At 45.6% G+C, this 23,608-nt stretch carries 25 protein-coding genes; 20 read left to right on the top strand and 5 right to left on the bottom strand.

The features are described 5' to 3' along the window. The first annotated feature begins 239 nt into the window (after positions 1–239). From AC1YY3_RS05840 to gspD, 20 genes are all read left to right on the top strand, one after another. A complete protein-coding gene (locus AC1YY3_RS05840) occupies positions 240–818 on the top strand; it encodes a TetR/AcrR family transcriptional regulator (protein WP_481823519.1) in 579 nt (192 codons plus the stop codon). 52 nt (positions 819–870) lie between these two features. Continuing rightward, complete coding sequence (locus AC1YY3_RS05835) at positions 871–1,146, top strand: DUF4242 domain-containing protein (RefSeq protein ID WP_481823518.1); 276 nt, start codon at positions 871–873, stop codon at positions 1,144–1,146. A 22-nt stretch (positions 1,147–1,168) separates the two neighbouring features. Continuing rightward, a complete protein-coding gene (locus tag AC1YY3_RS05830) occupies positions 1,169–1,276 on the top strand; it encodes a (4Fe-4S)-binding protein (RefSeq protein WP_481823517.1) in 108 nt (35 codons plus the stop codon). A 238-nt stretch (positions 1,277–1,514) separates the two neighbouring features. Beyond that, positions 1,515–2,870: a methanethiol oxidase gene (gene mtoX, locus AC1YY3_RS05825; protein ID WP_481823516.1), complete on the top strand. Its 1,356-nt coding sequence runs from the start codon at positions 1,515–1,517 to the stop codon at positions 2,868–2,870. A 13-nt stretch (positions 2,871–2,883) separates the two neighbouring features. After that, on the top strand, positions 2,884–3,156 hold the full coding sequence (locus tag AC1YY3_RS05820; protein WP_482194356.1) for a hypothetical protein: 273 nt from the start codon (positions 2,884–2,886) through the stop codon (positions 3,154–3,156). A 154-nt stretch (positions 3,157–3,310) separates the two neighbouring features. After that, positions 3,311–6,184, top strand: coding sequence for a bifunctional [glutamate--ammonia ligase]-adenylyl-L-tyrosine phosphorylase/[glutamate--ammonia-ligase] adenylyltransferase (gene glnE, locus AC1YY3_RS05815; protein ID WP_481823514.1), 2,874 nt, complete (start codon positions 3,311–3,313; stop codon positions 6,182–6,184). A gap of 144 nt (positions 6,185–6,328) precedes the next feature. Next, positions 6,329–7,255, top strand: coding sequence for a branched-chain amino acid transaminase (locus AC1YY3_RS05810; RefSeq protein ID WP_481823513.1), 927 nt, complete (start codon positions 6,329–6,331; stop codon positions 7,253–7,255). A gap of 16 nt (positions 7,256–7,271) precedes the next feature. Next, entirely contained in the window at positions 7,272–8,288 is a 1,017-nt protein-coding gene (gene waaF, locus AC1YY3_RS05805; protein ID WP_481823512.1) for a lipopolysaccharide heptosyltransferase II, read from the top strand. A gap of 8 nt (positions 8,289–8,296) precedes the next feature. Beyond that, positions 8,297–9,325, top strand: a complete 1,029-nt coding sequence (gene waaC / locus AC1YY3_RS05800) for a lipopolysaccharide heptosyltransferase I (protein WP_481823511.1) — start codon at positions 8,297–8,299, stop codon at positions 9,323–9,325. Continuing rightward, entirely contained in the window at positions 9,322–11,022 is a 1,701-nt protein-coding gene (gene gspE / locus AC1YY3_RS05795; RefSeq protein WP_482194355.1) for a type II secretion system ATPase GspE, read from the top strand. The genes waaC and gspE overlap by 4 nt, the downstream gene beginning before the upstream one ends. Positions 11,023–11,035: 13 nt before the next feature. Beyond that, positions 11,036–12,253 (top strand): type II secretion system F family protein, encoded by a 1,218-nt coding sequence (locus AC1YY3_RS05790; RefSeq protein ID WP_481823509.1) that lies wholly within the window; start codon positions 11,036–11,038, stop codon positions 12,251–12,253. A gap of 11 nt (positions 12,254–12,264) precedes the next feature. Beyond that, a complete protein-coding gene (gspG, locus tag AC1YY3_RS05785; RefSeq protein ID WP_481823508.1) occupies positions 12,265–12,693 on the top strand; it encodes a type II secretion system major pseudopilin GspG in 429 nt (142 codons plus the stop codon). 108 nt (positions 12,694–12,801) lie between these two features. Beyond that, positions 12,802–13,380, top strand: coding sequence for a GspH/FimT family pseudopilin (locus AC1YY3_RS05780; RefSeq protein ID WP_481823507.1), 579 nt, complete (start codon positions 12,802–12,804; stop codon positions 13,378–13,380). Continuing rightward, on the top strand, positions 13,367–13,789 hold the full coding sequence (locus AC1YY3_RS05775) for a type IV pilus modification PilV family protein (protein WP_481823506.1): 423 nt from the start codon (positions 13,367–13,369) through the stop codon (positions 13,787–13,789). Before AC1YY3_RS05780 ends, AC1YY3_RS05775 begins: the two co-directional genes overlap by 14 nt. After that, on the top strand, positions 13,776–14,465 hold the full coding sequence (locus AC1YY3_RS05770; protein WP_481823505.1) for a prepilin-type N-terminal cleavage/methylation domain-containing protein: 690 nt from the start codon (positions 13,776–13,778) through the stop codon (positions 14,463–14,465). Before AC1YY3_RS05775 ends, AC1YY3_RS05770 begins: the two co-directional genes overlap by 14 nt. 2 nt (positions 14,466–14,467) lie before the next feature. Continuing rightward, complete coding sequence (locus AC1YY3_RS05765) at positions 14,468–15,508, top strand: type II secretion system minor pseudopilin (protein WP_481823504.1); 1,041 nt, start codon at positions 14,468–14,470, stop codon at positions 15,506–15,508. Beyond that, on the top strand, positions 15,483–16,616 hold the full coding sequence (locus AC1YY3_RS05760) for a PilN domain-containing protein (protein WP_481823503.1): 1,134 nt from the start codon (positions 15,483–15,485) through the stop codon (positions 16,614–16,616). The genes AC1YY3_RS05765 and AC1YY3_RS05760 overlap by 26 nt, the downstream gene beginning before the upstream one ends. After that, positions 16,600–17,187, top strand: coding sequence for a type II secretion system protein GspM (gene gspM / locus AC1YY3_RS05755; protein ID WP_481823502.1), 588 nt, complete (start codon positions 16,600–16,602; stop codon positions 17,185–17,187). Before AC1YY3_RS05760 ends, gspM begins: the two co-directional genes overlap by 17 nt. Beyond that, positions 17,184–17,894 (top strand): hypothetical protein, encoded by a 711-nt coding sequence (locus tag AC1YY3_RS05750; RefSeq protein ID WP_481823501.1) that lies wholly within the window; start codon positions 17,184–17,186, stop codon positions 17,892–17,894. Before gspM ends, AC1YY3_RS05750 begins: the two co-directional genes overlap by 4 nt. Then, positions 17,878–20,091, top strand: a complete 2,214-nt coding sequence (gspD, locus tag AC1YY3_RS05745) for a type II secretion system secretin GspD (RefSeq protein WP_481823500.1) — start codon at positions 17,878–17,880, stop codon at positions 20,089–20,091. The genes AC1YY3_RS05750 and gspD overlap by 17 nt, the downstream gene beginning before the upstream one ends. Before the next feature lie 117 nt (positions 20,092–20,208). On the opposite strand, the gene rpiA is transcribed toward gspD, so the two are convergent. From rpiA to AC1YY3_RS05720, 5 genes are all read right to left on the bottom strand, one after another. After that, positions 20,209–20,862 carry a ribose-5-phosphate isomerase RpiA gene (rpiA, locus tag AC1YY3_RS05740; RefSeq protein WP_481823499.1) on the bottom strand — a complete coding sequence of 218 codons (654 nt, stop codon included), beginning with the start codon at positions 20,860–20,862 and terminating at the stop codon, positions 20,209–20,211. 365 nt (positions 20,863–21,227) lie between these two features. Further along, on the bottom strand, positions 21,228–21,653 hold the full coding sequence (locus AC1YY3_RS05735) for a PIN domain-containing protein (RefSeq protein WP_481823498.1): 426 nt from the start codon (positions 21,651–21,653) through the stop codon (positions 21,228–21,230). Further along, the gene (locus AC1YY3_RS05730) at positions 21,625–21,867 is read right to left on the bottom strand and encodes an AbrB/MazE/SpoVT family DNA-binding domain-containing protein (RefSeq protein ID WP_481823497.1); all 243 of its coding nucleotides are present in this window, start codon (positions 21,865–21,867) and stop codon (positions 21,625–21,627) included. Before AC1YY3_RS05730 ends, AC1YY3_RS05735 begins: the two co-directional genes overlap by 29 nt. Positions 21,868–21,932: 65 nt before the next feature. Then, positions 21,933–22,856, bottom strand: coding sequence for a CPBP family intramembrane glutamic endopeptidase (locus tag AC1YY3_RS05725; RefSeq protein ID WP_481823496.1), 924 nt, complete (start codon positions 22,854–22,856; stop codon positions 21,933–21,935). After that, positions 22,853–23,608: a 16S rRNA (uracil(1498)-N(3))-methyltransferase gene (locus tag AC1YY3_RS05720; RefSeq protein ID WP_481823495.1), complete on the bottom strand. Its 756-nt coding sequence runs from the start codon at positions 23,606–23,608 to the stop codon at positions 22,853–22,855. The genes AC1YY3_RS05725 and AC1YY3_RS05720 overlap by 4 nt, the downstream gene beginning before the upstream one ends.

The following is a 23,608-nucleotide window of genomic DNA, read 5'->3' as shown; positions in this document are numbered from 1 at the left end:
AACCGCGAAAAATAGCCAAGGGTTTATGAAAAATGGCGAGATAAATGCGTATTTCAGCCGAATACCGCCCATTAAGGTGAATGCCAATTCAAAAAAATCGGCTTTTGACCAGTCAGCCGGAGTTTCTGCTGTTTGTGCAAAGGTCTCTTCATATAGATATAAAAATTAAAAGGCAAAAATAATTTTCCTTGACAATTTGAGACAACCGGTCGTATTATAAGATGATGGTAACTCTAAAAATGCAAACAAATAAAGAAAATCTATTGTCCCAAGGTGTGCAATTGCTGATGCAGCAGGGTTATCATGGCACAGGACTCAAGGAAATTTTGGATGCGGTGCAAATCCCAAAAGGCTCTTTTTACAACTATTTCCCTAGCAAGGAAAGTTATGCTGCTGAGGTTATTCAATATTACATCGCGCCTTTTATTGAACAGCTCGGTAGCCACCTTGAGAACTCTAAACTTGATGGATTGACTGCACTAAAAACTTATTTCGATGAATTAATCGTTGAATTGGAGCAAGCGAACTTTAAAGGCGGCTGTTTGCTGGGCAATTTGATGGGCGAAATCGGTGATACCAGCGATTTATGCCAACAATCCTTGCGATTAGCCGTTCATCAATACCGTGAATTACTGGCAACTGGGCTGAGAAAAGCGCAAATGGAAGGCACAGTTCGCATTGATAAATCTGCCGATGATATGGCTGACTTATTGGTCAACACCTGGCAAGGCGCATTGTTACGGATGAAAATAGAACAATCTGCCGATCCAATAAAGCAATGTTGTCACGATTTGCTGGATGATTATTTCAGCGTTTGATGTTAATGTTACACTCAAGACGACTGGTCGTTTCTTAACTTAGGAGGATGCTATGCCCAAATACCTAATTGAACGTGAAATTCCTGGCGCTGGCGCGTTAACAGCCGAGCAACTGCAAGGCATATCACAAAAATCTTGCAGTGTCCTGAGTAGCATGGGTTCGAAAATCCAATGGCTGGAAAGCTATGTGACGGATGATAAGGTCTACTGCGTTTACATCGCGCCGGATGTAGCCACGGTAAAATCCCATGCCGAACAAGGCGGTTTTCCGGCAAATAAGATTTCGCAGATCAAAACCATTATTGATCCTACTACTGCGGAAAGTTAATCACCACCCACGGAGGTGCGCCATGCAAGTTACCTGGAATCCCAATACCTGCTGCCATGCAGGGGTTTGCGTTAAATCGCTACCGGAAGTTTTTAAAGTGGAAAATGGCGCATTGACAATCGTGGATTGATCGAAAAATTCCCGTTCGTCCTGTGCTTGTCGAAGGAGGGGAACGTGGGGTAAACCTGTATTTTTTGATGAGCTTGTTGGCTTTATACCCGCGAGTCGCGTGTGTTTTGGAGTGACAAACCTAGGTTTGTCACTCCGCCTTTCAATCGAATTGAAAGTTTAACCCACTCCCAAAGGAGGATTATCAAAGCACCAATTAAGACAGCCTAAACCAATAATTACAAACACGAGAGGAAGTTATGAATACCCAAACAAACAAGCTAAAAACATTATGTTTCGTGACCTTATCCACTATTGCCTTAGCTGGAATTAGCACGATTCCGGTTGTTGCTGATGAAACCTGCCTATCGCCTTATGCACCAAAAATCACCGGGCAAGAAGATTTTGTCTACATCTGGACATTAGGTGTTGACGGCTTGGGCGACGAACAAGACAAACTGGTGACGGTTGATGCCAGACCGAAGTCCAAAACTTATGGCAAAGTCATCAACGCCCTTTCGGTTGGTGGGCGGAATGAAGCCCACCACTCTGGAGTGACTGACGACCGCCATTATTTATGGGCGGGTGGGCTGGATACCAACAAACTTTTTGTGTTCGATATCCATACCGATCCGGCAAAACCAACATTAACCAACACCATTACCGATTTTGTCGCCAAAAGCGGCGGCGTGGTTGGCCCACATACCACCTATGCCTTACCTGGGCGAATGATTATGACAGGCCTGTCCAATAACAAGGATAACGGTGGGCGCACCGGATTAGTCGAATACACCAATGACGGCAAATATATAGACACTCATTGGATGCCAACTGACAGCGATTTGGGCGGTGCAGTTAAAACTGGCAAATATGCCGATGGCTACGGCTACGATTTACGTGTTATGCCCCGCCATAATGTCATGTTCACGTCATCATTCACTGGCTGGTCGAACTACATGATGGATTTCGGCAAAATGCTCGCCGACCCTGAAGCCATGAAGCGTTTTGGTAATACCGTGGTGCAATGGGATTTACATACCAAACAACCGAAAAAGCTCTTTGATGTACCCGGCGCACCGTTGGAAATCCGTTGTGCATGGGATGAAAAACACGATTATTGCTTTACCAGCACCGCATTGACTTCAAAAATCTGGCTGATCCACAAAGACAAAGCTGGCGAATGGCAAGCCAAAGACGTAGCCGACATCGGCGAACCCGCTAAAATCCCACTGCCTGTGGACATCTCTATCGCAAGCGACGACAAGTTGTTGTGGGTCAACACTTTCATGGACGGCATGACCCGTTTGTTTGACATCACCGACCCGTTCAAGCCTAAACAAGTGTACGAACATAAAATCGGCGCACAAGTGAACATGGTATCTTCAAGCTGGGATGGCAAACGTATTTACTATACGTCCTCACTTCTGGCTAATTGGGACAAGAAAGGCAAGGATAACGAGCAGTTCTTCAAAGCCTACGACTGGAACGGCAAAAAGTTAAACGAGAAAATCGCTATCGACTTCACCAAAGAAAAACTAGGTCGCCCCCATCAAATGGTGTTTGGGGCGTATAGTCTTTATGGTGGGGATAAGGCAGCGAAAAAGGATAAGAAATAACGCGTCATCCGGCATGGACGACCGCCAAGGATGGCGGAAGTGCGGCAGGAATCCGCACGTTGCCGAGAACAGGATGTCCCTTCCGGCAACCCCCATCAAAATTGAGGAACGCAAGAAGCAAGCGGGATTCGGGATGCCTTTTCTTTGGATATTTTCTTTTGTGGATTGTGTTCCTGCACAACCACATTCACCACATCCATGTGACTTGGCGAAGCAAAAGAAGGTATCTCGCCTTCAGGTGCGAGAACCCGATTCAATTAACATCGCGGAAGCGATAAGCTTATAATCAATTGCACACGATCAATTTATTAACATGGCTATATACAAAGCACAGGTTAGTCAAACTAACCTGTAGAAATTTCAAAGTGTTGGCTGAAATAAATCCTGCACAACCTGCAACTTGTATATAGCCATGTTTATTAATTATAAGCACCGTCAATATGTTAACTATCAATAGTATAGAAAAACAACTCCAAACCCTCCCCCCAGAACTCCAAACCCCAGTCAAATCCAACCTGGAACATTGGATAACTCTGCTCAAACAAAATAATCTCGCTCTACACCCAACCGACAAACTAATCCAGTCCATACCCAAAGTCTGGTGTTCAAGCGAATTCGTTGCCGAAAGCTGTACACGCAAACCTGAGTTGTTGGTTGATCTGGTCAATTCCGGTGACTTGGACAGCCTGTATACCGAACAAACGTATCAAAACAAGCTGGCAAACCTGGAAATCGCAGATGAAGCCGAATTAATGACTAAACTGCGCCAGTTCCGCTGCCGTGAAATGGTCAGGATTGCTTGGCGGGACTTGGCGGGCTGGGCGGATTTAGCAGAAACGCTGATGGATTTATCGCAGCTTGCCGATGCCTGCGTTCAAACTGCGTTGGCTTTTCTTTATCAGCAAGCCTGTGAGCTGCGCGGCACGCCGTTACTTCTCGATGGTAGTCCACAGCAAATCGTGGTGCTGGGTATGGGCAAACTGGGGGCTTATGAATTAAATTATTCCTCGGACATCGACATGATTTTTGCTTATCCTGAGGATGGCGAATTGCCTGACCGAAAGTCCACCAGCTACGGTGAGTTTTTTACCCGCCTGTGCCAAAAGCTGGTCAAGGTGCTGGATGACATTACGGTGGACGGTTTCGTGTTTCGGACGGATATTCGCCTACGCCCTTTTGGTGACAGCGGCGCGGTCATCATGACTTTCGACGGAATGGAAAATTATTACCTGACCCAAGCCAGGGAGTGGGAGCGCTATGCCATGATTAAGGCGCGGCAAGTTGCGGGTGATTTCAGGATAGGCGCTCAGCTTATGGCGATGCTGAAACCGTTTGTCTATCGGCGTTATCTCGATTACGGCGCATTTGAAGAATTGCGTTCGTTAAAACTGCAAATCACCCAAGAACTCAAGCGCAAGGATCGCATGGAGAATATCAAGCTGGGACCGGGCGGCATCCGCGAGATTGAGTTCATCGGGCAGGCTTTCCAGCTCATTCGTGGCGGTCATGAAAAAGCTTTGCAAACGCGTGGCATTCTGGATGTTTTGGCGATATTGGATAACAAAAACTTACTTACGCACACGGATGCAGAACAACTCAGCCAGTCTTACCGCTTTTTGCGCCGTGTGGAAAACCATATCCAGCAATATCAGGACAGACAAACCCACGATTTACCGACATCAGAAACATCTCGGCTGATACTCGCCTATTCCTTGGATTTTCAAGATTGGCACAGCTTTAAAACCGAGTTGGATCGAGTCAGAAAGGCAGTCCATGGGGTTTTTGACCAAGTTTTCGCCGTATCAAAACAAAATGAGAAGGATAAGCTGAGCCAGAAAATTTGGTCTTGCGTTGCTGACGATGACGAACTGATGGTACTTTTAAAAAGCTACGGTTTTCAGCATACCGAAGAAACCTTGAAAGCGATCAAGGATTTCAAAAACTCGACCGCTTTAAGGCGCATGACGACGAAAGGCGCAAACATCGTTGACCGTCTGATGCCGCAACTCATCGAATCGGCGCCACTGGTCGATAATCCTGATGAAACTCTGATGCGGCTGGTCAAGCTGTTTGAAGCCGTCGCGGGCAGGAATGTCTATCTAGCCCTATTATCGGAGAACCCCGATGCCCTAAACCAGCTAATCCGACTCGCATCTGCCAGCAACTGGATTTGCGATTATCTGGCATTGTATCCGGTCTTGTTCGATGAATTGCTGGATACGCGCACTTTGTATGAGCCGTTGAAACGGGACGATCTTAATCAACAACTTAAAGCATTGCTCGCTGCCATCGACATCCAAGATTTGGAATCGGTGATGATAGCGTTGCGTCAATTCAAACACCTCAATGTGTTGCGCGTGGCGGCAGCCGATATTATGGACGTTATTCCCATCATGGTCGTCAGCGATTATTTGACTTACATTGCCGAAAGCATTGTTGAGAATGTCATTGAACGGACTTGGCTAATGCTGACAGAAAAACATGGCTTTCCGCCCGACACAAGCAACGACAACATCAATTTTGCCGTCATCGGCTTTGGTAAGCTGGGCGGTATCGAATTAGGCTACGGGTCTGATCTCGACCTCGTGTTTTTGTACGATTGCCCTGACGGCAATACCATGACATCGGGTGAAAAACCGCTGTCCTGCTCGCAATTTTATGGGCGATTGGGACTGAAGATCCGGCACATTCTCGATACCAAAATGCTGTCCGGCATCCTTTACGAAGTCGATATGCGTCTACGCCCCAACGGGGATTCGGGCTTATTGGTCACCCATATCGGCACGTATGAAGACTACCTAAAAAATAATGCGTGGACATGGGAACATCAAGCCTTAGTACGTGGCCGCTTTATTGCAGGCGATGTGCGCTTAAAAACGAGGTATGAGGCTATTCGCCATAGAATTTTGAGCTTAGTTCGGGATGAAAAACTACTGAAAACCGAAGTCCGCGACATGCGGAAAAAAATGCGTGCCACCTTGGATACTAAAGAAGCCAACAAATTTGATTTAAAACAAAGCAAAGGCGGTATTGCAGACATTGAGTTTATAGTACAATTTGGAGTTCTGGCGAATGCGACAAAACAGGCGACATTAACGACTTATACTGACAATGTCAGACTGTTTGAAGGTTTAGCTGAACAAGGCTTTATCTCCCCGATTGATGCGGAAACCCTGAAAATCGCTTATTGCACTTATCGTGATATTACACATAAGCAAGTATTACAAGGCGATAAGACCGTTATTGATGAAATCGAAGTGGATGGGTTGAGAAAGCAGGTCGAAAGCATTTGGCATAAGGTCATGGAATTTTGATAGGTCATAAAACGTAAGGTTTCAGGTGCTTTCTGTAGAGTAGGGGTACAAACCTTGGTTTGTACCCCAATTTTCTAGCTGAAAACTTTAGCTTTAGAGCTTAATTGAATTAATTTTGAAATATATACAAAGGTTGGTAATGCAATGAACACAATGGACGATAGAGATGGCCTGATATGGTTTGATGGGCAATGGGTTAACTGGCGGGATGCCAAAGTCCATGTATTGACGCATACCTTGCATTACGGTTGCGGTGTGTTTGAAGGTCTACGTGCTTATCATGCTGAACAAGGTACGGCTATATTCAAAATGCAAGAACATACCGACCGCCTGTTCCGATCCGCCCATATCATGAACATGCCCATGCCGTTCAGTAAGGATGAAATCAACCAAGCGCAACGCGAAGCTATTTCCAAGAACAATTTGGATAGCGCGTACATCCGTACCATGTGCTTTTATGGTTCCGAAGGCATGGGTCTGAGAGCTGACAACCTGAAAGTCCATGTTATGGTTGCCGCCTGGACGTGGGGGGCGTACTTGGGTGCAGAGAATATGGAAAAGGGCATCCGTATCCGCACGTCTTCTTATACCCGCAATCATGTCAACAGCACGATGTGCAAAGCCAAAGCTAATGGCAATTACATCAATTCAATACTGGCGTTGCAGGAAGCCTTATCGACTGGCTATGATGAAGCTTTGTTGCTGGATCACGAAGGTTTCTGCGCGGAAGGCAGCGGAGAAAACCTGTTCATCGTACGTAATGGCAAGCTGTACACACCGGAAACGACATCCGCATTGGAAGGCATTACCCGCGACACTCTCATGACGATTGCTGCTGAACAAGGACTGGAAGTTATCGTAAAGCGTATTACCAGAGATGAGGTCTACATAGCGGACGAAGCATTTTTTACCGGTTCTGCGGCGGAAGTCACGCCGATCCGTGAATATGACAACCGCAAGATAGGTAACGGTGGTCGCGGACCTATCACGGAAAAACTGCAAGCTTTGTACTTCGACTACGTACACGGGCGCAAAACCGATCACGCTGAATGGCTGACTTACGTCGCGTAATCTCTGCTTGTAAACGGTGAGGATTCTAGTTGTAGGGCCATCTTGGGTTGGCGACATGGTTATGGCGCAAAGCCTGTTCCTATCACTGAAAAAAACCTATCCAAACTGCCTAATTGACGTGTTGGCTCCGGCTTGGTCTTTACCTTTGCTGGACAGAATGCCCGAAGTTGCAAAGGCAATCATCATGCCTTTGCAGCACGGGCAGTTTGGTTTGATGACTCGCATCAAACTTGGTCGGCAATTACGGTCAGAAAATTATGACCAGGCTATCGTCCTGCCAAACTCCTGGAAATCCGCGCTCATTCCATTTTTTGCTGCCGTTCCTCACCGCACCGGATTCTTGGGTGAATGCCGTTGGGGACTGCTCAATGACGCAAGAAAGCTCAATAAATCTGCACTTACGATGACTGTGCAACGTTTTGTTGCTTTAGGTCTGCCCCCAGTTGCCCCACAGCCGCCTGATTATCAACCACCTAGCCTTCCTGCCAATAAATCCGGTCAAGCTGCTGTCATAGAGAAATTTAGTTTAACATCAACCGAAAAGATTCTCGTCTTATGTCCAGGCGCAGAATATGGGCCATCCAAACGCTGGCCGGCAGCTTATTTTGCCCAAATCGCCAATGCAAAAATGGAGCAAGGCTGGCAAGTTTGGCTATTGGGTTCGGAAAAAGATAAGGTCTTAGCAAACGCAATAAGTACGCTTACAAACCAGCAATGCCGAGATTTTATCGGGCAAACGTCATTAACTGAAGCCATTGACTTGATGTCTTTAGCCCACACCGTTGTTGCCAATGATTCAGGTTTAATGCACTTGGCGGCTGCTTTGGATAAAACCGTCATCGCCATTTATGGCTCAACACCACCCGAATTTGCACCGCCACTGTGCAAAAAAGCCCAAACCGTCACTTTAAACCTCCCCTGCTCGCCTTGTCGGCAACGCGTTTGCCCGTTATATCCCGTCGGACACCCAGAACACACCCAATGCCTGACTGGCATAACACCCGAACGAATTCTTGAACTAATTGGCGATTAACACTCTCTATGCGTATCGCCATCGTCAAACTTTCCGCATTGGGGGACATTATTCACGCCATGATTGCGTTGCAATTCATCAAGCAACATGCACCTGACATCCAGATTGACTGGATTGTAGAGGAACGATTTGCGGGAATTTTGCAGCACAATCATGATATTACACAAATACTTACAGTCAATCTCAAAGCCTTAAAAAGCAATAAACGGGCGATTTTTCAGGAACTAAAAAAACTTAGGCACTATGCAAAAAATAATTATGACTTGGTGATTGATGCCCAAGGTTTGATTAAATCGGCTGTTACTGCCCGATTACTCGGCAAAAAAGTGGCGGGATTCAATGCGGATTCCATCCGGGAAAAAGCCGCAGCCTGGTTTTATGATGTCAAAGTTTCTTGTGCTTATCATGCAAACACCATCGACCGGAATGCGTTGGTATTATCAAAACCACTCGGTTTTAGCATTACTCATAAAGAAATTCTAAGCAAAAAACCTTTTTTATATGTAAATAATGCAAATCCCCAACTTGATACGTTTTTCCCCAAAAACCGCAACACAATTATTTTCGCTATTGGCTCAACCTGGGAAAGTAGAAATTACCCAATTGAAAAATTTGTAACTATTTCACAGAATTTATCTGCAAACTGCCTCACACTATGGGGCAATGAAGAAGAAAAGGCCAAAGCGGAATGGATGTCCAAGCAATGTGCTAATATTAAAGTGCTGCCAAAACTGGATTTGAATGATTTGAAGGCGGTGGTCGCCAAAGCAGATTTAGTGATAGGGAATGATACGGGACCAACCCATATCGCTTGGGGCTTAAACAAGCCTTCCATTACCATTTTTGGTCCAACCCCTGTAAGCAGGGTTTATCAAACAGATATTAATAAGGTAATAAAGTCCCACTCAATCGTTAATCCTTACAAGCTCAACAAGCAGGATTACTCGATAAGAGACATAGACGAACACGACATTATTGAACTAGCAAAATGCTTGTTAACTAACACACAACACACTAAAAAACAAAAACTTACATGACACAACAAGCTCAACCTTATCAGATTTTGCTCGGCATTCTTAAACAACGGGAAAAGTTATCCGCTTCGGAATTGAAGAAAGTCGAACGGGTACAAAAAACCTCCGTGGCAGAAAGCCTGCCGCAATTACTGGTAAAGCTAGGCTTATGTTCAGAACTAGATGTCGCCGATGCATTTGTTGAAGCAGGTCAGTTTGAGAAAGTTACGCCAGGGCAATATCCACTGGAAGCACAACTGCCTGAAAGTGTGTCTTTACGCTTTCTCAAGCAATATCACATTATTGGTTTGAGCCATGATGAGCAAACCATTACGGTTGCCATGATGGATCCCGAAGATGAATTCGTTGTTGATGCACTAAAGCTAGTAACAGGAAAAAATATCGTCGCCAAAGTGGGTTTGCTATCGGAAATAGATGCTGCGCTGGAAGTCCAATACGGTGAAGGCCGTTCGGCAATGGATAAAACCATCGACGACCTGAATGTGGACGACATCGGCGAGGAAGACCTGGAACACCTGAAAGACCTGGCGAGTGAAGCCCCCGTTATCAAGATGGTTAACCTGATTATGCAGCGGGCGATAGAAACACGTGCCTCGGACATCCACATTGAGCCTTTTGAACAATCATTGAAGGTTCGTTTGCGCGTAGATGGCGTATTAAAGGAGATTGATGCGCCTTCGGTTAAATCCACTGCCGCCGTTATCTCGCGTATCAAAATCATGGCAAAGCTAAACATTGCCGAACGGCGCTTGCCACAAGATGGTCGTATCAAAGTGCAAATGCTCGGTAAAGAACTGGATTTGCGGGTTTCAACGATACCCACCATGTACGGCGAAAGTGTGGTTATCCGTCTGCTCGATAAGGAAAATACCGTCTTTGATTTCGCTGCCCTGGGTTTTCAGGGACGGCATTTGCAACAGTTTATCGAAGTGCTGTCGCAACCACATGGCATTATCCTGATTACGGGCCCGACGGGTAGCGGTAAATCCACCACCATGTATGCGGCTTTAAAGCAGCTTAATACCTCAGAACGGAAAATTATCACCGTCGAAGATCCGGTGGAATACCAAATGGAAGGGGTTAACCAGATCCAAGCCAAACCACAGATTGGTCTGACCTTTGCCTCGGCTTTACGTTCCATCGTCCGCCAAGATCCCGATGTCATCATGATTGGTGAAATGCGCGATTTGGAAACGGCTCGGATCGCCGTGCAATCAGCACTTACCGGACATTTGGTGCTATCAACCCTACATACCAATGATGCCGCTGGCGGTGTCACCCGTTTGCTGGATATGGGGCTGGAAGAATACCTGCTTACCTCCACCGTAAACGGCATATTGGCGCAACGTCTGGTACGAAAACTTTGCCCCGATTGTAAAAAACCCCATCAGGCATCGCCTGAGCTGATTAAGGAATTGCGATTGCGCCGCTTTGTTCCTGATGGCGACATTACCTTATATAAGCCCGTGGGCTGCTCATCTTGTGGCGGCATGGGTTATCGTGGACGTATGGCGATTATCGAATTCCTGCAAATGACCGACCCCATCCGTAAATTAATCATGGCTCACGAGGAAGCTGGAGCTATCCAAAAACTTGCCGTTGAGGAAGGCATGACGACCATGTTTGAGAATGGGCTGACTAAAGCAATCCAAGGCACTACCACGATAGAAGAAGTCATGCGCGTGACTTCGGAAGCCTAAACGGAAACCTTAAATGCCATTGTTCAAATACAAAGCCATCAGCAGCACAGGTGAAACCGAAGAAAACATCCGTGATGCGTCCGACGAACAATCTTTGATAAAATCTTTACAATCAGAAGGTTATATACCAATAAGCATAACACCAGCCACCAGCCGATCTTTTTTAGGGCTGGGGCTGGGCGGAAAACAAAACAAGTTGTCGCAAAAAGACATCGGCCTGTTCACGAGCGAACTGGCGACTTTACTGGAATCGGGCTTGCCTTTGGACAAATCCTTATCGGTTTTGATCGACCTCACGGACGAGAATGAACGCCTCAGCAAACTCATCAGCAAAGTGCTGGAAAAAGTCAAAGGCGGTTCATCGCTGGCAGATGCTTTAGAGCGGCAAACCGGAATTTTCTCCAAGTTCTACCTGAACATGCTACGTGCGGGTGAAGCGGGCGGCAATTTAGGTGAGGTGCTGGCGCGTTTGTCAGAATACCTCGAACGCTCGCAGGAATTAAAAGACACCGTCAGCACGGCCTTAATCTATCCGGCAATCTTATTGGTGATGTCGCTGGCTTCCTTATTTGTGATGCTGACCTTCGTGGTGCCGCAATTCACGGAAATGTTTGAAAGTGCAGGCAAGGCTTTGCCCGTATCGACGCAAATCGTGGTCGGGCTGGCGGAATGGTTACAGAAATACTGGTGGATCTTGATTGGCGCGGTCATTTTCGCGTCCAGCTACATGAAATTTCAGATGGCAGACCCTATCCGAAAAAAAAAATGGGATGGCATTTTTTTGAAGCTCCCCTTGGCTGGCACCATCATCTTGCATAAGGAGACCGCAAATGTCAGCAGAACGCTGGGAACTTTATTGGGCAATGGCGTTTCCATACTGTCAGCTATGGTTATCGTGCGTGAAACGGTGGACAATCTGGTATTGGCGGATGCCATACAAGATGCCGAGATGCAATTAAAACAAGGCAAACACCTGTACGACGCATTGCACGAGAAGGGAATTTTCCCCAAAATGGCGATGCAAATGATAAAAATGGGCGAAGAAACCGGTCGCCTGGAAGAAATGTTGCTGCGTGTCGCCACGATTTATGACAAACAACTACGGGTGTCCATTGCACGGATGCTGGCACTGCTAGAACCCGCTTTAATCATCACTTTAGGACTTATGATTGCTGGCATAATCGTATCAATCTTGCTGGCGATATTGAGCGTTAACGATTTGGCTTTTTAACGGAAAACATTATGAAACAACACAAACACCGTAGACAAACAGGCTTTACCTTACTGGAATTACTCGTCGTATTGGGCATTATCGCCATGCTGGCTGGCTTGGTAGGCCCACAAGTCATGAAACACATGGGCGAATCCAAAGTCAAAGCGGCTAAAGTGCAAATCGAAGATCTTGCCCAAACCTTAGACATGTATAAGCTTGATGTCGGCGGCTACCCCACTTCGGAACAAGGCCTAAATGCCTTAATTGAAAACCCAGGCGACATACAACGCTGGAATGGCCCGTATTTACGGAAATCCAAAGTGCCGCTTGATCCTTGGCAACAGGAATACAAATATACGTCGCCCGGCGAACATGGCAAGTTTGATGTCTCTTCACTGGGTGCGGACGGCAAAGAAGGCGGCGAGGGCGAGGATAAAGACTTAAATAGCTGGGAATAATAGCTATTCTGCACAAAAGGTTTACGGAATTTTCATTCACCACGAAGGACACGAAGCTTTTCTATTGCTTTTTCATATTCTTCGTGGTGAATGAAATCTCCAAAGCTAATGATGCAATGCCTTCAAATCCAACCCATCAGCTTACGAAAAGGCGCAATAGTGTGTTATCCCAAGAACCTGCACTACTCCGAGGCTGATATTAAACACAGCTCAACAAAAATCCAGCGTTCCGGCTTTATTGCAGTTAGTTCCAGCAAAGGTTTCACCTTGCTGGAAATAATGTTAGTGCTGTTTATTGTTATTTTAGGGTTTGCCGCTATAGGACTCAATATTTCCTCTGGAAATGATGCAACAAAGCTCCAGTCTGCTGCCAGGGATATGGTATCTGCCTTGCGTTTTGCCAAAGGACAAGCACTCATTTCTCATGCAGAGACGACAGTAGCACTTGATCTTAACGAGAACACCTACACCGTTAGTGATCGGGATAAGGTGTACACCATCCCTGACACCATCGCCCTTACCGTCGTTACGGCACAAGAAGAACTGACCGGAAAAGGCTTGGCAAGTATCCGATTTTTCCCCGATGGCTCATCCAGTGGTGGCAGGATCAAACTGGAAATGAATTCAGCCATCTGGCAAATTGACATTAATTGGTTAACTGGGCAGATCGAACTTGAAGACAAGTAAGCTAAACAAGCAACAAGGCTTTTCGCTGCTGGAAATTCTGATTGCTTTTTCTATATTGGCAGTCTCCTTAGGCATCCTGCTAAAAATATTTTCGGGCGGTGTAAATACGGCAATGGTCGCTGAGGATTATACGATTGCTGTGCAAATCGCAGAATCGCTAATCGCTAAAACCGGATCGGAAATACCGTTAAAAGACCATCAAAGTAACGGTGATGAAAATGAAAAATATCATTGGTCGCTGACTATCAGTCCCTTTCTCCTGAGCGGCGAAGGCATTGACCCAAAAAATGCAGCCGCAGAACTTTATAAAATCAATGTGACGGTAAACTGGGGCGATGGCGAGAGCGATGACCGCCAAGTTAAGTTAACCACCTTAAAACTGGCAGGGAAAAGTAATGGCACATCGTAAAGCCAGTGCGGGTTTTACCCTGATTGAAGTCCTCATCGCCATGACCTTGCTCGGTATCATGGTCGTTTTACTGTTCACCAGCATGAAAATATGCGCGGATAGCTGGCAAAAAGGTGAAGACAAAATCACCCAAGTTAATGAAATAGCGGTCGTCTATCAATTTTTTCAACACCACATCAGCACAGCAAAACCGTTGTGGGATGATTTTACCGACGGCAACGAAGTATTTGCTTTTCAGGGCAAAAACCAGGAATTACAGTTTGTATCATCGTTTCCAGCCAGTGCCAAAAAATCAGGTTTACAACTTTTTTCGCTTAACTTAATCAATGAAGGCAAGGAGCAGCTTATTCAAGTCTCAATAAGACCCTTTTTCCCGTCAGCAGAAGGCGAAGAATGGCGCAAGGAAGAAGTGATCTTGCTCCGACACGTCAGCCGTTTTTCACTCAGCTATTATGCTTTAGACGAATCCCAAACTGAAGGTGTCTGGCAGGAAGATTGGCTGGAGCAGAATGTGCTACCCCGTTTGGTAAAAATCAAGATTGAGCGTGATGATGGCAACTTCTGGCCGGAAATAATTGTTGAATTAAAATCCAAGGGCTTACCTTCTGATTCTGATGACCAAACACTGGACGATGCAGACCAAAATGCCGAGGAATCTATCATTGAAGATCAGTAAGAATGCGCTTATTACCTCCACAACAGCCTATGGATAGGAAAAACCCCTATTCTCAGGTAAAATCCACGCCCAATGGCTTCGCCTTAGTGCTTGTTTTATGGGTATTAAGCTTGTTAACCATCATGGCAGGCAGCTTTGCCCTGACTATGCGCCGAGAATCAACCATTGTCGCCGGCATTAAAGACAATGCTGGGGCAATAGCTGCGGCAGAAGCGGGAATTGCGGTCGCCGAGATGATGTTGCTGCATCCCGAACAGAACAAGCGCTGGCGAGCCGATGGCAACCTTTACCAAGTGGATTTTGGCAGCACCCAAATCCGGCTACGACTGCTGTCAGAAGCAGGTAAAATAGATATTAATAAAGCCGGACTGCCCTTGTTACAAGGTCTAATGGCGCAAGCTCCCGCCGAGGAAGACCAGCAAGCCAAGCTGATCGGCGCAATTCTTGATTGGCGTGACCAAGACGACTTGGTGAATATAGATGGTGCAGAAAAAAAGGAATACCAGGATGCGGGATTAAAATATCAACCGCGCAACAAGCCTTTTCAAACGGTGGAAGAGCTACAAATGCTTTTAGGAATGGATGAACGTGTGTTCAATTGGCTTGAACCCATCATCACTGTTTACTCAGGACAAGCTCAGGTTAACCTTAAAGTTGCCTCAGCTAAAGTCTTGAATATCTTGCCAAGTTTGGATACTGGCTTGATAGAAACTTATCTTGCAACTAGACTTGAGAGTGCGAAAAACGATCTGCCAACGCCGGAATTTACCGCAAGCCTGACTGGCGGTGGTGGAGCGGGTGGCAATGAGACGGTAACAATCGTTTCTGAAGCGAAAATGGCAGATGAAACCAGCGCTTTAGTCACTGCTACCGTAATGCAATCGAATAGTGCTAACCAATTAGAATCGTCTGATGCCACTCAGTCAGAACCGTTTAAAGTTTTAAAGTGGCAGCGTAATCCTGGCAATGAAGAATCATTATTTACCGATGAAATGAGTGAATTATTAGTTAAACAATATGCCGAATCTGAACTCAGCGATTGAGCTGGATTTTAAAAAATTCTTCCGCTGGTGGAAACGTGAACTGAGTTTTTTAATCCCAGACAGGATTAAACAGCTTATAAGTGACCAACATGGCACGATTATTGTGCGCCCTGAAGGAAATCAGTTTATCTTGAGCTACTGGTTTGACTGGCGGGATGAGCCGCTTGCAACATTTGATCGGGACGAAACCGGAATAGCAAAATACCACGAACTGTTGGCTAACGACGAACGTTTGCAAAAAGCGGATCTGATTTTCCGCTTAACCAGAAAATACGCTATTCAAAAAGAACTTTCCCTGCCTGCTGCTGCCAAGGAAAACCTGCTCCAGGTAGTAACTTACGAACTATCACGGTATTCGCCATTTAGTGCCGAACATGCTTATTATGCCGTTAAAGCCCTGGATGTAACCAACGAACACGGACAACTCAGGGTTATGTTGATCCTTACTGCCAGAGAGGTGTTGGATACTTTTTACAGAGACCTCAAAACATTCGGTATGGTGCCGAAATTTGTGGATTACGAGGATTTCGCTAACGTTCTTGACCAAAGCGAAGAGCCTTACAATCTGTTACCCGAATGGTTGCGAGAGAAAACCGACAAGACGGCGCAGATGATTAATGCTGCTTTAGCAGGCTTGGTCGCATTGCTATTTGTGGTCGCGCTGGCATTACCGGTCTGGTTTGAATCGCGTTCCGTTAACGCGCTGCAAGAAAAAATTCATGCTATTGAAAAAGAAGCTAAAAGTATCAAAGCCTTACAAGCTGAAGTTGATGCATTAGTAGACGAAACTCAGCAATTGATCGACAAAAAAACCGAAAAACCGCCGGTTGTAGCCGTACTGGACACCCTGAGCAAACTGATAAAAGACGATACCTGGCTGGCTTATGGGCAGTATGCAAGCGGTCAACTGCAAGTGCAAGGTGAATCCCCCGCCGCTTCAACACTGATTTCGGTGTTGGAAGCCTCCGATGTGTTTGCCAACGCCAAGTTTGTATCGCCCGTTACCCGCGACAATGTCACCAAGCTGGAACGCTTTCAGATTACCGTTGATATTACTAAAGCTGGTGATATTACCAAGCCAGGAGGTAACGATGGAACTGAGCAATAATCCACAAGCGCAGCGTTGGCTGGCTGTTGGTCTTCTGGCGTTCGTCGTACTGCTAGTGGGTTTAATTATTATCGTACCTATCATCAGCAAAGGCTTGGAGCTGCATGAAACCAAAGATAACCTAGCGTTTACCCTAAAAAAATATGAGCAAATACTGGCTGGAAAAGATGCCATAGTCGGTAATATTTCAGCCATAAAACAACAGCATGAAGAACAAGGTTATTTTAATAATCAGGGTACTAGCGCCCTCGCCTCCGCACAAATGCAGGAGTTTATCAAACAAGCTATTGTGCAAGCAGGCGGACAGTTGAGCAGCACCCAAGTACTTCCGCCCAATACCAAGGATAAATTTAGCCGTATTACCGTCAGTGTCAGGATGACTGGCAATATCGAAGTGTTACGGGCTGTGCTGTATAAGCTCGAAACCTCCACGCCACTGATTGTTATCGACCAACTGGATATAAGACCGATGCGTAGTGTACGCAATCGGATGACTCGTCAGATTGAACCCAGCAATGGGCTGAACATCAATTTTCAGGCCATTGGTTTCATGAGGACTCAGACACAATGAACATCAAGTTGATTAAGTTCCTCGCCGCAATTTGCGCCGGCTTGTGTTTACTGATTGTGTGCGAGTGGCTATATGCCATTTATGCCCAAAATAGCTTACTTGAATCTGTGCAAGCCATTGATAAGAAAAATAAATTGGTCGCAGAATTGCCTTCAATTGAACTGACCAAACAGCCAGAATCTGCTTATATGGACTTGGTTACTAGTCCCTTATTCATCCAGGGTAGAAAACCCGTTAATGAACCTACGACTGCACCGATACCGGTATCGACAGCGACAGAAAACTTTAACTGGTCACTAGATGGGGTATACACCCAAAAGAATACCTTGTACGCCTTATTTAGTCGGACGACCACGAAAGTCCCTAAAGATAATTTCCGAAAAGTCACCAAAGATAACGATATTGATGGTTGGAAATTGACCGAGATACATAAGGATAAAGTCATCGTCAGCCAAGGTGGTAAGCAAAAGGAATTACCGCTGAGAAAATCCAAACCGAAAGATCCAGCAAAAAATGCTGTTGGATCACTGATTGCGCCGCCCGTACCCAATCAACTCGGGCAACCCTTGATACCCAATCAGCAACCCAACCAGCAACCCGAACCTGAGCCAATACCTGAACCAGAACCCGTAATTGAACATGAACTTATCCCCGATGAATCCAGTGACCCCTACTTCGAGAATAGTGATAATGAACAATTTCAGTAACCTTATCAAGCCTGTATGCCTAGTACTCTTGGGCTTAACGCTGTCAAGCTGTGAGCTTTTAGGTCCAAAACGAGCAGCAAAGATACCGCTTACGCCTGTACTCAAAGAGCAAGCAACAGACAATCTCGGTGACGGCGTTGCTTTTCAAGAGCTGCAAAACAAAACGCCGGTTAATGATGCCTTAAAGTCGAAGATCGAAATGTATCCGTCACGAGATCGATTTGCACCCAGAACCGAATCCCATAGACGAAGCAAGACCGGCGGACCCGGCACTTACAGCCTGAATTTTGATGATGCTGATTTGGGCGAGGTTGCTAAAGTTATTTTAAGCGACATCCTGGGGCAAAACTACATCATAAGCCCTAAAGTAACAGGCAAAGTCACCCTTAATACGACAGAACCACTCAGTAAAACTGAACTCTTGCCTACCTTGGAAATGGTCTTGAGTATGAACAATGCCGCCTTGGTCAAGGACGGCAAAATCTACCATATAGAACCTAAATCAGATGCCTTGTACAGCTCCACCATAGCTGGCGACAGCACCGGGTTTCAATCGCGGGTCATTCCTATACGTAATGTTGCCGCGCAGGAAATAGCCGACATTCTAAAACCCTTAGTACATGAAAAAACCATCCTTACTATTGATAACACCCGAAATACGATTGTGGTACAAGGAACCTCTGACGAATTGGCACGCGTCATGGACATGGTTAGCACGTTTGACATTGACGTGTTACGGGGACGGTCTTTTGCCCTGTTTCCACTCAACAATGTCGCACCAGAGCAAGTTATAGAAGAACTGGAAACCGTTTTTAATACTTCATCCGGCAAAGAAGATAGCGAGTTTTTCCGTTTTCTGCCTATTGAGCGCATGAATGCCGTATTGGCGATTACCCATCAAGCCAGTTACTTGCGTGATATTGAAAACTGGATTTACCGACTGGATAGAGCCAATACCGAAGCGGGTGGTGGTGTCAATGTGTATAAGGTACAACACATGGATGCCGAAGAATTGGCAAGTACACTCAACGAAATTTTTACGGGTGCGTCACCACGGGACAAATCCGCCAAAGTGGCCGCCGGAAAAAAATCGTCAGAAGTCAGTAATAAAGATTCTTTTGACAGCAATAACAGCCAAAAAACCAGTAAAACCTCGGTCAAACGTAAAAAAAGTTCGACTGGCAGTTCAGCGTCGGGTAGCGGTTCGGGTGGTGGATCAGGGGATAGCGACGTAAAAATTGTCGCTGATATAGCCAATAACTCCTTGATTATCCTTGCTACTCCTCAGGAATACGGCAAAATTCTCCCCGTTATCAAGCAATTGGATATTATGCCGTTGCAAGTTCTAATAGATGCAACAATAGTATCAGTAACCCTGTCAGATCAGTTGAAGTATGGTATATCTTGGTATCTAAAAAATGGCCCAGGTAATGATTCTATTGGGAGCAATAAAGCCGGTTCCGCCGCTTTAGGAACTGCCGCTGCCGCTGCCGCTGCCGCCGCCACAGGAGGATTGAGTACTGTTTATAGTTCGGGTTCCATAAAAGCGTTATTAGATGCACAATCTGACTTAAATAATATCAATGTTATTTCGTCACCTTCCCTAATGGTTTTAAATAATCAAGAGGCGACCATACATGTCGGTGATGAAATCTCCCTAAATACCGGATCCATCGGTAATCTTGCCAATCCCGACACAGGAAATCCAACCAACAACAGTAATATTCTTAATCAAAATTCGCAGCGTAAAACCGGATTAACGTTAACCGTTACTCCACGGGTAAACGCTAATGGTATGGTTATTATGGATATAGAACAAACTGTTGAGGACGTAGACGCTAATAATCGTACTGCTGGCAACAATCCTACTATTTTATCCAGAGAAATTAAGAGTTCTGTTGCTGTGCAAAGTGAAGAAACCCTAGTCTTGGGTGGGTTAATTAGAGACCAGAATTCGAGAACTAAAAATGGAATACCTTTTTTACATGAAATACCTTTCATAGGTTCTTTATTTGGCGGTACTTCCAAGAGCGAAAATAAAACGGAATTAGTCGTATTAATTACGCCTCGCGTAGTTAAAACAAAACAAGATGCCAGGATTGTGACCGATGAGTTCAAAAGAAAGCTGAGTGGAATCTACTACGATCCATCAAAACCAAGGAAAAAAACGGATTGGTGGACAACACGGGAATGGTAGCTGGGTTTCCGCCAAGCTCGAACTCAACCTACGGACACCCACCATTAATTTAATGGAAAATGGTGGGCAAAAAATAAAGCCGTTTGCCCAGTCTACGGAACTGTTATTTTTGGGCTATTAAAACGTCACAATATTCTCGCCATCGCTAACCAAGCAAATATCCGCAGGGCGCATGGCAAAAATACCCACAGCCACCACGCCAGTGATGTTGTTGATGGCTTGTTCCATTTTGATAGGCTCCATAATATTCAGGTTATGGACATCAATAATCTGATTGCCGTTGTCGGTGATACAACCTTCTCGCCACACGGGCTGACCACCTAATTTAACCATTTCCCGCGCCACGTAGCTACGCGCCATCGGAATTACCTCAATTGGCAGCGGAAACTTTCCCAACACGTCGACACGCTTAGAACCATCTGCGATACACACAAACTTTTTACTGGCTGCGGCTATAATTTTTTCCCGCGTCAGCGCCGCGCCGCCGCCTTTAATCAATTGCTTATGCGGCGTGATTTCATCAGCACCATCGACATAAACCTCAATCGTACCCACGGAATTCAAATCCAGCACGGGAATTCCAGCCTGCTTCAACAATAACGTAGTTGCCTCGGAGCTGGATACCGTACCTTCAATGTCGCCCTTCATATCCGCCAGATAGTTGATGAAATACTTTACTGTAGAACCTGTGCCTACACCAATAACAGGCACATCTTTGATATATTTCAATGCCGCTTGCGCCACTTTTTGTTTTAGTTCATCTTGTGTCATGAGTTTACCGTTGTTGTGATTAAAATTAGGGGGACTTACAAAACCACAGAAAGTACCCGTTGGAAAACAGGCAGTTATAATACCTCAGATATGAAGTTTCCTCAGCCGATTTTTTATCGCTTTTTTTCTATCAGATAAAAATTATGGGTAGTGGGTTAATCCTGTATTTTTTAATGACCTCATCGGCTTCATGCCTGTGAGTCGCGTGTATTTTGGAGTGACAAACCTAGGTTTGTCACTCCAAAATATCAAGTCACAGGTTTAACCCACTACCAAAATTATGAGTGCTTGTTGAATTGAACAATGCGTTAGTCTATTCGTTGGTTTAGCTGATGTTAAAGGTAATGCTAGCTCGCGCCTTAGCCTTAAACCACCATTCGAATAACATCTGCACCTAAAACCTCAAATTCGGGGTCGCTGGCCAGTAAAACCGCTTGCTCTTTGATAGCCAAGGCTGCGGCAAAGCAATCGGCGTAAGACATGGGATAAGTCGCTTTCAGCTTTACCGCTTGCCAAAATATTTCTTCGGTAAAGGCAATAATTTCAATGGGTAACAAGGATATTTCACCGCGTTTACGTTCAGCAACTGTCCAGCCAAATTGTTTGCCGATACGGTAAACCACTTCGCCGAGATTGATTTGATGCAGCAATACCCGCGCATCGCCACTGGCTGCACCAGCTAAAATCTCGGCAACACGTTCTGCTCCAGGCTCATCCTGTGCCAACCGTAAGAGAGCGCAGGCATCCAATACGTAAACCTGTTTAACCTCTGCCATCTTGGGCAACTTCATTGCGATGTTCTTCAATCATCTGATTTGCCAAAGAATCAGTTGTTTTCAAAGAACCCCGAAAAGCTAAAATAGGATCAGAAGGTAATAGGTATAACTCAAGGTGATCTCCGACTTCACGAATCTCAAGCGGCATACCGGGCTTGATCCCATAACGGTGGCGTATTTCTGCTGGGATAACAATTTGACCTTTGTTCAGGACATTCATGGTTTGCATGTTTAACTCTTTGAATATAGTTTAACTCTGTTAAAAAAGTTTAACATAAGCCTTAAAGTGTGCCACTAATATTTTCGGTCATTTAGCCGTTGGTATAAGAAATAACCAACAATCGCCAAAGTTAACCATATTGTCACCAACGGCCCGATAACGCCATCGTAGCTGCTGACCAAATAGAGATAATCAGAGTTGGGATTGATGTTGAATAGACTTTTGCTTAATTTAATCTGCCACACCCAACAGGCATGGCAGCCTATACATAGCCCTAAACTGACTTTCACCTGGGTTCTTAGCACACCCAAGAACACGCCAACTGCAAATAAGGCAAAAAATGCCGACAGGATTTCGGGGTTTAGCAAATGCGTAAAGGCTTCTCCCAGCAACGTAAAACCGCTGAACAAATTAAGTTCTTGAGTAGGGATTTGGGTTTTGCTGTCCAAGAAATGCAGGATGGCGTAATAAAATGCGCTGATTAAAATCGCCGCCCGGACGGACATTTTCTTGTTTAACCCTGTCAGTAAAATTCCCCTGAAAACAGGTTCTTCAAACAATGAAATGAGCAGCGCGAGCGATAATTCAATACCCAGTTTTTTGCTTACCCAGAAGAGTGTCCAGGGCTGGGACTCATCAATAATATTTACGCCAAGCAGGTAAAGTGCGATAAAAACAGGCATCAAGGTGATAAAACCCAAACCCACTCCTTGCAATAACTGTTTTATAAACACAGGTCTCACCGAAAAACCCAGATCAAATTTGCTTAAGCCCAGATAGTGCATCGCTGGGAAAATGCTCAACACCAAAAATAACTGGGTAGATTTCCTGATGATAGTCCGAAACGACAGTCCGTCATCCCATATCGACACCATAAAATAAGCCAGGATGCAGGCAAGGAAAGTGGCAGTTAACAATACCAACAGCGGCACACTAGCGTACAGAAGACTAAGTACTGAGGGCTGAGGACTGAAGGCTGTAGCGGATTTTTCTGTCATCTGTCTTCAGTCCCCTGTCCTGTGACACCAAAATCCCCCCATAACATCTGCACGGCGGCCAAGGCGGCGATGGCGGCAGTTTCCGTCCTTAATATCCGGCTTCCTAAGCGCACTGGGATAAATCCTGCCGTTTTGGCCGTGTTACGTTCCTGGTCGCTAAAGCCGCCTTCAGGCCCAGTTAATAAAGTCACTTTCATATCATCAGGTTGTAACTCTGCCAATGACTTTTCTGCGTAAGGATCAAGAAACACTTTTAAACCTTGTTGATTGCTTACCCAGTTTTGCAAAGTCGTTATCTCTGTTAATTCAGGTAACACAGTCCTGCCGCTTTGTTCCGCCGCATGTTGGGCGATTTTCTGCCAATGTAATGAGCGTTGCAGTTTTTTTTCGCCCTTGAACTGCACGACACAGCGTTCCGTTATTAGCGGTGTAATCTGGTTAACGCCCAATTCCACGGCTTTTTGTACCGATAAATCCATGCGGTCACCACGGGAAATCCCCAACCCTAAGGTAACTGACAATGGCGACTCTACGCTACGGTCATTCCAGGATTTAACCGCAACCAGCACAGTTTTTCGGCTGACTTCGCCAAGTACGCACACATATTCTCCGCCATTGCCGTTAAACAGGATAACCGCATCGTCTTTTTTTAGCCGCAGTACTGTCCTCACATAATGCCCGCTGTCATCATCCAGTTCGACCTGCTCGTTCAGTGCAAGTGGCAAATCAACATATAGCCTGGAGACCCGCAT

The sequence above is a fragment of the Methyloglobulus sp. genome, from assembly GCF_964779595.1.
The sequence above is the reverse complement of the archived record's forward strand: the minus strand, read 5'-3'. Positions and strand labels throughout refer to the sequence as shown.

Excerpts from the sequence above, each read along its gene's own strand:
- AC1YY3_RS05765 (WP_481823504.1), top strand. The coding sequence starts at position 14,468 with ATGCGCTTATTACCTCCACAACAGCCTATGGATAGGAAAAACCCCTAT.
- AC1YY3_RS05760 (WP_481823503.1), top strand. The coding sequence starts at position 15,483 with ATGCCGAATCTGAACTCAGCGATTGAGCTGGATTTTAAAAAATTCTTC.
- mtoX (WP_481823516.1), top strand. The coding sequence starts at position 1,515 with ATGAATACCCAAACAAACAAGCTAAAAACATTATGTTTCGTGACCTTA.
- AC1YY3_RS05720 (WP_481823495.1), bottom strand. The coding sequence starts at position 23,608 with ATGCGGGTCTCCAGGCTATATGTTGATTTGCCACTTGCACTGAACGAG.
- gspE (WP_482194355.1), top strand. The coding sequence starts at position 9,322 with ATGACACAACAAGCTCAACCTTATCAGATTTTGCTCGGCATTCTTAAA.
- waaC (WP_481823511.1), top strand. The coding sequence starts at position 8,297 with ATGCGTATCGCCATCGTCAAACTTTCCGCATTGGGGGACATTATTCAC.
- gspD (WP_481823500.1), top strand. The coding sequence starts at position 17,878 with ATGAACAATTTCAGTAACCTTATCAAGCCTGTATGCCTAGTACTCTTG.
- AC1YY3_RS05830 (WP_481823517.1), top strand. The coding sequence starts at position 1,169 with ATGCAAGTTACCTGGAATCCCAATACCTGCTGCCATGCAGGGGTTTGC.
- AC1YY3_RS05770 (WP_481823505.1), top strand. The coding sequence starts at position 13,776 with ATGGCACATCGTAAAGCCAGTGCGGGTTTTACCCTGATTGAAGTCCTC.
- rpiA (WP_481823499.1), bottom strand. The coding sequence starts at position 20,862 with ATGACACAAGATGAACTAAAACAAAAAGTGGCGCAAGCGGCATTGAAA.
- AC1YY3_RS05780 (WP_481823507.1), top strand. The coding sequence starts at position 12,802 with ATGATGCAATGCCTTCAAATCCAACCCATCAGCTTACGAAAAGGCGCA.
- glnE (WP_481823514.1), top strand. The coding sequence starts at position 3,311 with ATGTTAACTATCAATAGTATAGAAAAACAACTCCAAACCCTCCCCCCA.
- gspM (WP_481823502.1), top strand. The coding sequence starts at position 16,600 with ATGGAACTGAGCAATAATCCACAAGCGCAGCGTTGGCTGGCTGTTGGT.
- AC1YY3_RS05730 (WP_481823497.1), bottom strand. The coding sequence starts at position 21,867 with ATGCAAACCATGAATGTCCTGAACAAAGGTCAAATTGTTATCCCAGCA.
- AC1YY3_RS05725 (WP_481823496.1), bottom strand. The coding sequence starts at position 22,856 with ATGACAGAAAAATCCGCTACAGCCTTCAGTCCTCAGCCCTCAGTACTT.
- AC1YY3_RS05840 (WP_481823519.1), top strand. The coding sequence starts at position 240 with ATGCAAACAAATAAAGAAAATCTATTGTCCCAAGGTGTGCAATTGCTG.
- AC1YY3_RS05835 (WP_481823518.1), top strand. The coding sequence starts at position 871 with ATGCCCAAATACCTAATTGAACGTGAAATTCCTGGCGCTGGCGCGTTA.
- AC1YY3_RS05810 (WP_481823513.1), top strand. The coding sequence starts at position 6,329 with ATGAACACAATGGACGATAGAGATGGCCTGATATGGTTTGATGGGCAA.
- AC1YY3_RS05820 (WP_482194356.1), top strand. The coding sequence starts at position 2,884 with ATGGACGACCGCCAAGGATGGCGGAAGTGCGGCAGGAATCCGCACGTT.
- AC1YY3_RS05790 (WP_481823509.1), top strand. The coding sequence starts at position 11,036 with ATGCCATTGTTCAAATACAAAGCCATCAGCAGCACAGGTGAAACCGAA.
- AC1YY3_RS05735 (WP_481823498.1), bottom strand. The coding sequence starts at position 21,653 with ATGAAGTTGCCCAAGATGGCAGAGGTTAAACAGGTTTACGTATTGGAT.
- gspG (WP_481823508.1), top strand. The coding sequence starts at position 12,265 with ATGAAACAACACAAACACCGTAGACAAACAGGCTTTACCTTACTGGAA.
- AC1YY3_RS05750 (WP_481823501.1), top strand. The coding sequence starts at position 17,184 with ATGAACATCAAGTTGATTAAGTTCCTCGCCGCAATTTGCGCCGGCTTG.